The organism is Actinoplanes sp. NPDC048791 (assembly GCF_040650095.1).
Classification (GTDB): domain Bacteria; phylum Actinomycetota; class Actinomycetes; order Mycobacteriales; family Micromonosporaceae; genus Actinoplanes.
In genome coordinates, this window is the sequence record NZ_JBEZGQ010000250.1 from 1 (window position 1) to 9672 (window position 9672).

A 9672-nucleotide genomic window follows, 5' to 3' on the forward strand; every position below is an offset into this window, starting at 1 on the left:
CTAATCAAAACAATTTTTTCTGCCATAGTTCCAAATTTCGGCGTGCGCGGCGGCCGCGGCCGGCCCCCGCCGCCCCCGGCGGCCGGTTCAGGAACGTTTCACGTTCTGCACGTCGATCCGGTGGTCCGCCTGGGCCGCCATCGGCTGGCGCACCTCCACCGTCACGTTGTACTCGCCGATCATCGGTACCTGGGACACCGCCTGGTACGTACCCGGCGACCCGGACACCTCCGCCATCACGATCGGCCCCTGCCGGTGTGACAGCGGCATCGCCACCATGTCGGTGTACGCGACGACCTGGCCCTTGGTGATCGGGCTGTACGAGCCCGGCGCGCTGACCCGGGCGTCGATCCGGATCTGCAGGTCACCGAGGTGCTCGGCCGCCACGTCGATGGAGGCCTGCGGCTGCTTGCCGTTTCCCGCCGCGGCGGCGTGTGATGCGGCCGGCGCCGCTGCCGGAGGAGCCGCCTGCGGACGGGTCACCAGGAAGCCGACCACGCCGAGGGCCAGCGCCACCGTCATGCCCACGCAGATGCCCAGCAGCAGTCCCTGCCGGAACGGCGAGGGCACACCCGGCCGCCGCGACGGGCCCCGGGGGGCCCGGGCGCGCTTCGGTGCGCGCTCGGGCCGGCCCAGCATCTCGTCGGAGAGACGGAACTTGCTCACCTTGGTGCTCACCGTGGCCCCTCCGCCGCCCTGGCCGTCGAGATCGGATGATCAGGCAGGGCGATCAGGCCGGTCCGGGCCGTGGCGTGCACCCGGAACAGCCCCCACTGCCCGCCGGTCAGGTGCCGGGCCAGGGTGTTGGAGCGGTAGAGGTAGTCGCCCGCCGCGGCCCGGCGGCCACCGGCACCGCCCAGCACAGCCGGGTCGAGCACGACGTCGTAGCCGACGCCCGGGTTGAACTGGCCCTGACTCGCCGCCACCTGGGACTGCGGGTCGTTGGGCGAGCGCCGCCACACGTGGTCGTACAGGGTGAAGCTGGTCGATCGGGGCTTGCCGACCGCCTGCGCCACCCGGAAGACCGTCTTGTCCCCCGCATACGCCTCGAACAGCGGGGTGGACGGGTCACCGTGCACCGTCGAGCTCAGGATGTTGGTGATGTTCTGATCGTTGGCATAACGGTGCGCCCACGCCTCGTTGCGGTAGTTCACCGCCACCTCGCCCTGGTCCTCCGGGTCGTCGGCCTCCCGGCTCGGGGTCTTGACCAGGTCGAAGTTGTCCGGCACCGGCTGGTCGTCGGCGGGGTCGGCGTTGGTGTCCTTGCGGAACAACGCCAGGTCGCTGTTGAGCAGCACGATGTTCTCCCGGAAGTCGGCCTGGCCGGGGTTGCTGATCACCGCGCTGGTGCCGCTGGTCAGCGGCTGGCCGTTGGCCGGGTTGAGGTACGTCGACCCGGCCGGTTCGATCACGAGCGCACCGAACAGGCCGTGCTGGAGGTGGCTCTGCACGTCGGCCCGGTCCTGCAGCAGGGCCATGCCGGTCATGTTGGCCGGCGCCTTCCACCGGTACACCAGAGTGCCGCCCGGGGCGACGGTGGTGTCCGGGTTGCCGCCGATGTTCGAGCCGGCCGACCGCTTGTCGTGTTCCAGGAACTGCGGCCGGATCGACGCCCGGGCGCTGACCGGGAACGGCTGGAAGCCCGGCACGTTGTGCTCGTTGCGCGGCGGCTGGTCGATGCAGGCCGGGTACGCCACGACGCCCGTCTTGAAGCCGAGCTGCCCCGGCTCGGTGGCCTCGTGGCAACCGGGTGTCATCTTGGCCGGATCGAGCTGGTTCTTGAACGTGACGTTGAGGCAGTCGCCCGCGTTGGCCCGGATCACCAGGGGTTCCGGTTTCTTGGTGCCGTTGGCCAGCGCCGGCAGGTCCGCCTCGAGCGCGTACATCAGCCCGCGGGGATCGTGGTCGCCGGCGTTGTTGTAGGTGATGTCCTTGTTGATCGCGACGACGGTGAAGTTCTTGACGGTGTCCGCCGTGCCGCACGGGTCGGACATCATCGCGGCCTTCGCGGCTGTGCCGGTGTTGCTCTTCGCGGGCGCGGCGAACTGCGGGCACGGGACCTGGTTGTCCGGCAGTTCATTGATCGGCGCGTCGGCGCCCTTCGGCGGATTCTTGCAGCCGTACGAGCGCAACAGCCCCCACGCACCGAGGAAGAAGTCGTCGGTGCCGCTGTAGTTGTAGAGATAGTCGTGATAGTTGAGCGTCGCGTTCTCGGACACCTGGTCGTCGAGCGGCACCGTCGCCTCGAAGTACTCCAGCATGCCTATGTGCTGGGCCTGGACGACGTTCGACTGTGGATCCTTGGGTTCGAATTTCCATCTGAAGCGGTCCAGGTTGAAGCCGTGCGACTCCTCCTGGGACAGCTGGAACAGGTTGAACTTCACCTTGTCGCCGGTGAAGGCCTGGAGTAACGGCGTGAACGGATCACCGTGCACCCCGGAGTCGAACAGGTTCGCCGGATCGCTGTTTCTTCGGCCCTCGAACGGTTCGAGCCGATAGTTGACGCCCATCACGCCGGCGTCGTCGGTGCTGGACGGGAACTTGGCCGGAAAGATCGGCACTCCGTCCGGGGTGATCACCCGATCGTCGTTGGAAGTCGCGGCGCTGGCCGGTTGGAACATCGGCACGTGGTCCTCGACGAACAACGAGAAGCTGCGGTAGTCCACGCCGTCGGAGACCGTGCCGTTGTAGTCGGTCGCCGTGGTGCAGACCATGTCGAAGACGGTGCCGACGGTCTTGGGCGGTGACGGCGCACAGCCGGCCGGATGGATCGTCGACCCGCCGAACAGCCCGTTGTCCTGGTGCACGTTCGGGAAGAAGTGGTCGTGGAACGAGTTCGTCGCGGTGTTCTCGTGCACGAAGTTGCGGTAGGTGATCGTCTGGTTGATGTCGGCGCCCTGGTCGTAGTTCCAGCCGTTCGCCGCGCCGTCGGAGGACAGCACGTCGAACTGCACCATGTGCTGGTGGATGCCGACCTCATTGGTCTCCTGGGCCCGGTCGAAGACGTTGCCGCCGAACTGCCGGGGTAGCTCATTGGTCAGCTTGTAGACCACGCAGTCACCAACGTTGAGGATCGGCGCGAACGGCTCCGGTTTTCGCCCGCCCAGCACTGCCTGTTTCTCCGACTGCAGGACGTACACCCGCGACTGTGGATTGACCCATTGCAGATCCGGGCTGTACTGCTGGCTGATCTCGATGGCCGCGACGTCGTACGTCTTCACCGGCCGCCCGGCCGGACACGGATTCTGGAAGAAGCCGCCGGCCACCTGCGCGCCCGGATCGGCGGCGGCCTTCTCGGCCGCGGTCGGCGGGAAGACCCCGGCCGTGCCGCGCTCGGGCACGCCCAGCGGCGGCTTCGGCGCCTTGAAACCGAACTTGCCCGGTACGAACAGCGGGAAGCCCGGTGTGGTGGGGTTCGGTGACAACGGCGGATTCGTGCCGGCCACGGCGGGCTGGTAGTCGAAGTCGGCCAGCGGTTCCAGCCGCGGGATCGGCGTGCCGTCCGGGTTCACCCGGGTCCCGTCCTCGCGTTTGTCCAGGGTCCGGTTGAGACCCCACATGCCGGTCGCGAAGTGGGGATACAGGTGGCAGTGGAAGATGATGTCGCCGAAGGTGGCGGCCTTGTCCTTGTGCGCCGAGCCGGCCCCGCCCTGCACCACCAGGCTGTAGTGGCTGCCCGGGGACACGGCCTGCACGTCCAGCACGTTGGTGACCTTGGTCAGGTGGGTGGACTTGCTGATCTCGTCGACCCCGCCCTCGTCCTTGGGGTCGAACATCCACCGGTTGACGTGCCAGTGGAAGGTGTGGGTCTCGAACTCCGCCGGGTGCAGCAGGCGGACCTGAGCCGGCTCCCCGCGGTAGTTGGCGAAGACGAGGTCACCGCCGCCGGGGTCGCCGTACGCCCACGACGACAGCGACGTCTCCTCACCGATGCACCGCTCGGCGTCGAAGCCCTGCCCCGCACGGCCGGCCGCCGAGCAGCCCACCTCCTCGCGGTTGAAGCCGGGCTCGGAGCGGTAGTTGAACCCGAACCACTCCAGCTTGACCGGGATCTCGCCCTGGACCAGCGCGTCGGCGTCGCCGCCACCGAGGTCCGGCAGCGTGCCCGCGGTCAGCTTGGCCAGCTCGGCCGAGGTGGGCTGACGGCACTCGTTGCCGCCCTGCTCGTCGCCGGAGTCGGTACGGCAGAAGCGGGTCAGCACACCCGGCTCGGCCTCCACCTCGTCGTGCATGAACAGCACGTTCTCCCGGAAGTCCTTGTTGTTGGGCAGCTTGATGACCGCCCGGGTGCCGGACGGCAGCGCGCCGCCGGTGCGCCCGTCGACCCAGGTGGCGCCGGCCGGCTCGACCAGGATCGCGCCGAAGGCCCCGAACGAGTGCGAGCCGATGAAGCGGACCTTGCCGTTGCTGTCCACCGGCCGGGTCTGCTGCGAGGACAGGTCGGCGCCGTCCTTGAACTGGAACTCGCCCTCGGTCTGGGCGTACAGCCGGTAGGTGAGGGCCGCGCCCGGCGCCGCCGTGGAGTCGGGGTTGTTGCCGACGACCGAGCCGTCGGAGCCCTTGACGTCGTAGTCGAGGCCGTCGAAGTGCATCGAGGCGTTCGGCGCGGTGGCCGGGTCGAAGTCGTTGTCCGGCACGGTGCCGGCCGGGGCGAACTCGCGCGGCGTCGGCGTCACCGTGCCGGCGGCGCGCAACGTCTCACCGGGCAGCGTGAAGATCGCCGAGTTGCGGACCTGCTGGTTGACCGCGGGCGCCGCCTCGTTCAGCCGGTTGGTGAAGCGCACCTCCACGCACTCGCCCTGGTTGACCCGCAGGGTGAGCGGTTCGATCAGGTCGTTCTCGTTGGCCTTGGCCGGGTTGGCCGCGTCCTTGAAACCGGCCCGCACCTTGGCGATGTTCTCGTCGAGGACGTACATCCGGCCCTCGGGGACGACGTCGCCGAAGCGGTTGAGGAACAGCGGCAGGTTGATCAGCGAGACGTTGAAGGTCCGGGCGGTCTGCCCCGCGACGCAGGGGTTGCCCGGTGACGTGGCCACCGGCGGGGCCGGTAACTGTGCCGCGGTGGCCTGGCTGACCAGCCACACCGCCCCGCCGGTGACGGAGATCCAGATGCCGGCCCCGATGGCCAGGGCGATCCGGTGCGGCAGCGTGCTTCTTCGCCGGCCCCGCAGGAACAGGACGGGTACGGCGGCGGCGAGCAGGAGCAGTGGAATGAGATCCGGATAGGACGCGGTCACGGTGCCTCCCCCGTGCATCGACCACGGGGGCATGCCGAAAAGGGCCGGGCTGACTGCCTCGGCCGGGTAGCGCGCGATGAATCCCCCGTGGTGCTGCGCTACATCGAAGCCGATGATTGTCGAGCCCATAGTCACTGTCAAGGGCCACTTCGGTACTCTGCGTGATCAACATCGCGGTGTCTGGCGCACCGGCCTCCGGGTACGCGAGGATCGCAGCATGCGTGATCTCTCGCGGCGGTGGGCGTGGCTGGGCGTGCTGGTCATCGGGCTGGTCCTCTACGTCATCGTGCTGCGCACCCTGGTACGGACCCAGAACCCCAACTTCATCCCGTCCCTGCTGCTGCTCGGCGCGACCGTGGTGCCGCTGGCCTTCCTGACGTTCGCGCAGGCCCGTACCGGCCACTGGCAGGTGCCGCCGTCGGCCCTCGTGGTGGCGGCCTTCTTCGGCGGCGTCATCGGCGTCGTCGTGGCCGGCACCCTGGAGTACGACGCCCTGCGCGGACTGGGCGCGCTGCCGATGGTGTTCGTCGCGCTCATCGAGGAATCAGCCAAGATGATCGTGCCCATCGTGCTGCTGTTCGCGCTGCTGGCCCGGCACGGCCGCCGGCTGCCGTCGGACGGCCTGGTCATCGGGGTGGCGTCCGGCATGGGCTTCGCCGCGCTGGAGACGATGGGCTACGGCTTCACCGCCCTGCTGTCGTCGCAGGGCAACATCGGCACGGTCCAGGAGACGCTGTTCGTCCGCGGCCTGACCGCCCCGGCCGGGCACACCGCCTGGACCGGGCTGACCTGTGGGGCCCTGTGGGCGCTGGTGGCCAGCCCGTCGGCCAGGAAGCTGCTGGCGTTCATCGCCACCTTCATCGGCGCCGTAGCGATGCACACCGCCTGGGACACCTTCGGCGGCGCCATCGCCTTCGTCATCCTGGCGATCATCAGTCTGGGCTGGCTGTTCCTGGCCCTGCACCGCTACCGGGCCTTCGCGGAGCACAGCACCTGGGCACCCCGCGAGCCACTCACCATCTAGTTGCGCTGGGCCCGGCCGCGTTTCCAGTAGCCCATGAAGGCGACGGAGGCGCGGTCCACGCCCCGCTCGCCGACCAGGTGCCGGCGCAGCGCCACCACCGTGCCCGCCTCGCCCGCCAGCCAGGCGTAGAAGGCGCCCGCGGGTTCCTCCGGCACGTCCCAGACCTCGTCGTCGGCGGCATCCACGGCGACGGGCGGCCCGCACGGTGCCGCGACGTCCAGATGGGCCCGGACCACCGGCTCCAGCCGCTGCCCGGCCGCGCGGACCAGCCAGGTGATGGTGGCCGGGCCGCCGATCGGCAGGCAGTCGTCGCGGCTGGGCACCTCCAGGAACGCGGTGGCCGGGCGGTCCAGGCTCTCGAGGATGGCCGCGGCGGCCGGCAGTGCCGTCTCGTCGGCGGCCAGCAACAGCCGGGTGGCGCTCGCCGGCGGGCGCCAGGCGATGTCCGTGACCGGGTGGCCGTGCGTGGCACCGATCATCACCACCTTGTCACCGGGCCGGGCCGCCGACGCCCAGCGTGACGCCGGGCCGCTTTCACCGTGCAGCGCGAAGTCCACGTCCACCTCGAGGGCGGCGGGACGGAACGCCCGGACCGTGTAGACCCGCAGCGGCGCCCACGAAGCCGGTGGGCCGCAACGCCAGGCGGCCAGCCAGTCCGGGCGGCGGGCGAACTCCTCGTGGTCGGCGTCCGCCGGCAGCAGGAGCAGATTGATGCGCTGGTCGAGCCCGTGCCCGGCGAACTCGGCCAGGGACTCACCGGTCAGCGTGACCCGCAGGAACGTGGTGCTCAACCGGACCGCCCGGGCCACCCGCAGGGCGAACGGCCGATAGGGCTCGGCGGCGGGGCGCAGGGTGGGTGCGGCAGCGCGCGATGTCGTCGTCAAGAGACCGGTCCGATCGGTACGGGAGCACAGGCAAGCCAAGGCTACCCTTACCTCGCTTTCATTATCAGTATCGATACTGATAGCATTCGCGCCATGGAGCTGCCGAGGGAACGCTGGGCCGAGCTGGCACTGCACCCGGTGCGCATCCGGATCCTGCGGGCCCTGGCCGGCGCCCGGCTGACCACGCACGACCTCGTGGCGCTGTTGCCGGACATCCCGCACGCCACGCTGTACCGGCACCTCGCCACGCTGGCCAAGGCCGGCCTGATCGAGGTGGTGGACCAGCGCCGGATCCGCGGTGCCGTCGAACGGGTCTACGCCCTGCCCGCCCAGGGCGCCACGCTGGACGCGGCAGCTCTAGCCACGGCCACGCCGGAGGACCACGCCCGGTACTTCACGGCGTTCGTCTCGAGCCTGCTGTCCGAGTTCTCCCGCTACCTCGCCCGCGAGCGGATCGACTTCGCCGCGGACGGGGCCGGCTACCAGCAGATCGTGCTCCACCTGAACGACACCGAGCTGGCGCAGTTCGCCGCCGACCTCAACCGGGTCATCGGGCCACTGCTCGGCAACGAGCCCGGCGACGGCAGGGTGCCCCGCCTGCTCGCCACCATCCTGCTGCCGACCGAGCAGCCGGCGCCACCGGGGCCACACCACGAAGGGATCGACTGATGGCATCAGTCACGGTTACCGACGACAGGCAGGCGATCGAGGTCTCACGGCTGACCAAGCGGTACGGCACGGTCGCTGCCGTACGGGAGCTGACTTTCACTGTCGAGCCGGGCGTGGTCACCGGTTTCCTGGGGCCCAACGGCGCCGGCAAGACCACCACGATGCGCATGCTGACCGGCCTGGTCTCGCCCACGTCCGGCACCGCGACCATCGGCGGCCGGCCCTACGCCCGGCTGCGCAAGCCCTCGCGCACCGTCGGCGCGGTGTTCGACGCCGACGCGTTCCACCCCGGTCACACCGCCCGCGACCACCTGCGCGTCTACGCCGCGATGGGCGGCTATCCGGACACCCGGGTCACCGAGCTGCTCGACCTGCTCGGCCTCACCGAGGCCGCCGACCGCCGCACCCGCGGGTTCTCCACCGGCATGCGTCAGCGGCTCAATCTCGCCACCGCACTGCTCGGCGATCCCCGGGTCCTGCTGCTGGACGAGCCGAGCAACGGCCTCGACCCGGAAGGCATGCTGTGGCTGCGCGGCTTCCTGCGCCGGCTGGCCGGCGAGGGACGCACCGTGCTGATCTCCAGCCACGTCCTCAGCGAGGTCCAGCAGCTCGTCGACGACGTGGTGGTGATCCGGCGCGGCGAACTCGTCGCCGCCGGGCCCTGGTCCCGGCTCGCCGGGCCACCGGCGGTCCTGGTGCGCTCCCCGGACGCCGACCGGCTGGCCGCCGCCCTGCTTGACAGCCGGCCGGACGGCGACGCACCACAGGTCGAGGCGGCCGGCGACGGCCGGCTGCGCGTACGCGGACTGGAGGCACCCGGGGTCGCCGATCTCGCCGCCGCGCACCAGCTGCGGGTGCACGAGCTGGTCACCGAGAACTCCAGCCTGGAACAGCTCTTCCTCGACCTGACCAGCGACAAGGCGGCCACCTCATGAATCACCTGATCAAAGCCGAGTTCCGCCGGCTGTCGGCCACCCGCGTCGGGACCGGGCTGCTGCTGGCCGCCGTCCTGTTCGGCGGGGGCCTGATGGGGGCCATGGCTCTCGTCGGGCCGGAGAACTTCGACCCGCCCATGCCCGGCCTGGACACCGAAGCCGGCCTCCGCGCCGTTCTCGGCATGCTGGGCTACACCGCGTTCGTGCCGGCCGCCGTCGGCGCCCTCGCCGTCTCATCCGAATACCGGCACCGCACAGCCGCGGTCACCTTCCTGTTCGCTCCCCGCCGCTGGCAGGTGCTCGTCGCCAAACTCGCCACCTACGGCGTCACCGGACTGGCCTACGGGCTGGTCCTCGCCGGCACGGCGGCCGCGGCCCTGTTCACCGTCGCCGCCGCCCGGGGCATCCCGCTCGGCCTGCCGTCCGGCCTCGTGCTCGCGCTGCTCGCCCGGATCGGCCTCGCCATGGTCGTCTACCTGCTGATCGGTGTCGGCGTGGGCGCGCTGCTCCGCAACCAGGTGGTGGCCGTGTGCGTGGTGATCGGTTACCTGTACCTGGGCGAGCCGCTGCTCATGATGATCCCCGGCGTCAACGCGCTCTACCCGGTCCTGCCCGGCGGGGCCACGGCCGCGCTCACCGACTTCACCTACCTGGCCGACGCCATGTCGCAGGAGGTCGGCAGCACCGCGGTCCGGCTGCTGCCACCAGCCGCCGGCGCGCTGCTGCTCACCGGGTACGCGCTCGCCGCCTCCCTGATCGCCATCATTCTGCCCATGCGCCGCGACATCACCTGACCCGCCCGTACGGGTGGGAGTGCTAGGGGTGGTTCCGTCCCGCGAACAGCGCCCGGGCGCGGGCGACCAGGGCGGGCGAGCCGCACTCCTGGGCCAGCTCCAGCCCGTCGCGCAGCACCCTGCGGGCCT

General features: G+C 70.5%; 7 protein-coding genes. 4 read left to right on the forward strand and 3 right to left on the reverse strand.

The features are described from left to right. Window positions 1-87: 87 nt before the first annotated feature. Complete coding sequence (locus AB0C29_RS19565; protein ID WP_360821988.1) at window positions 88-678, reverse strand: hypothetical protein; 591 nt, start codon at window positions 676-678, stop codon at window positions 88-90. Then, window positions 675-5237 (reverse strand): hypothetical protein, encoded by a 4563-nt coding sequence (locus AB0C29_RS19570; protein ID WP_360821989.1) that lies wholly within the window; start codon window positions 5235-5237, stop codon window positions 675-677. The genes AB0C29_RS19565 and AB0C29_RS19570 overlap by 4 nt, the downstream gene beginning before the upstream one ends. 217 nt (window positions 5238-5454) lie before the next feature. Between AB0C29_RS19570 and AB0C29_RS19575 the strand changes: the two genes are divergently transcribed. Beyond that, window positions 5455-6261, forward strand: a complete 807-nt coding sequence (locus AB0C29_RS19575; protein WP_360821991.1) for a PrsW family glutamic-type intramembrane protease — start codon at window positions 5455-5457, stop codon at window positions 6259-6261. Here the strand turns inward: AB0C29_RS19575 and AB0C29_RS19580 are convergent. Beyond that, window positions 6258-7145: a siderophore-interacting protein gene (locus AB0C29_RS19580; protein WP_360821993.1), complete on the reverse strand. Its 888-nt coding sequence runs from the start codon at window positions 7143-7145 to the stop codon at window positions 6258-6260. The genes AB0C29_RS19575 and AB0C29_RS19580 overlap by 4 nt on opposite strands. A 93-nt stretch (window positions 7146-7238) precedes the next feature. Here AB0C29_RS19580 and AB0C29_RS19585 point away from each other — a divergent pair, with 93 nt between their 5' ends. Genes AB0C29_RS19585 through AB0C29_RS19595 form a run of 3 tightly spaced genes read left to right on the forward strand, consistent with a single transcriptional unit; the run spans window position 7239 to window position 9543 of the window. Then, on the forward strand, window positions 7239-7814 hold the full coding sequence (locus AB0C29_RS19585) for a helix-turn-helix domain-containing protein (RefSeq protein ID WP_360821995.1): 576 nt from the start codon (window positions 7239-7241) through the stop codon (window positions 7812-7814). Continuing rightward, a complete protein-coding gene (locus tag AB0C29_RS19590) occupies window positions 7814-8749 on the forward strand; it encodes an ATP-binding cassette domain-containing protein (protein ID WP_360821997.1) in 936 nt (311 codons plus the stop codon). The genes AB0C29_RS19585 and AB0C29_RS19590 overlap by 1 nt, the downstream gene beginning before the upstream one ends. After that, window positions 8746-9543: an ABC transporter permease gene (locus AB0C29_RS19595; protein WP_360821999.1), complete on the forward strand. Its 798-nt coding sequence runs from the start codon at window positions 8746-8748 to the stop codon at window positions 9541-9543. Before AB0C29_RS19590 ends, AB0C29_RS19595 begins: the two co-directional genes overlap by 4 nt. Window positions 9544-9672: the final 129 nt, after the last annotated feature.

Excerpts from the sequence above, each read along its gene's own strand:
- AB0C29_RS19575 (WP_360821991.1), top strand. The coding sequence starts at position 5,455 with ATGCGTGATCTCTCGCGGCGGTGGGCGTGGCTGGGCGTGCTGGTCATC.
- AB0C29_RS19585 (WP_360821995.1), top strand. The coding sequence starts at position 7,239 with ATGGAGCTGCCGAGGGAACGCTGGGCCGAGCTGGCACTGCACCCGGTG.
- AB0C29_RS19590 (WP_360821997.1), top strand. The coding sequence starts at position 7,814 with ATGGCATCAGTCACGGTTACCGACGACAGGCAGGCGATCGAGGTCTCA.
- AB0C29_RS19595 (WP_360821999.1), top strand. The coding sequence starts at position 8,746 with ATGAATCACCTGATCAAAGCCGAGTTCCGCCGGCTGTCGGCCACCCGC.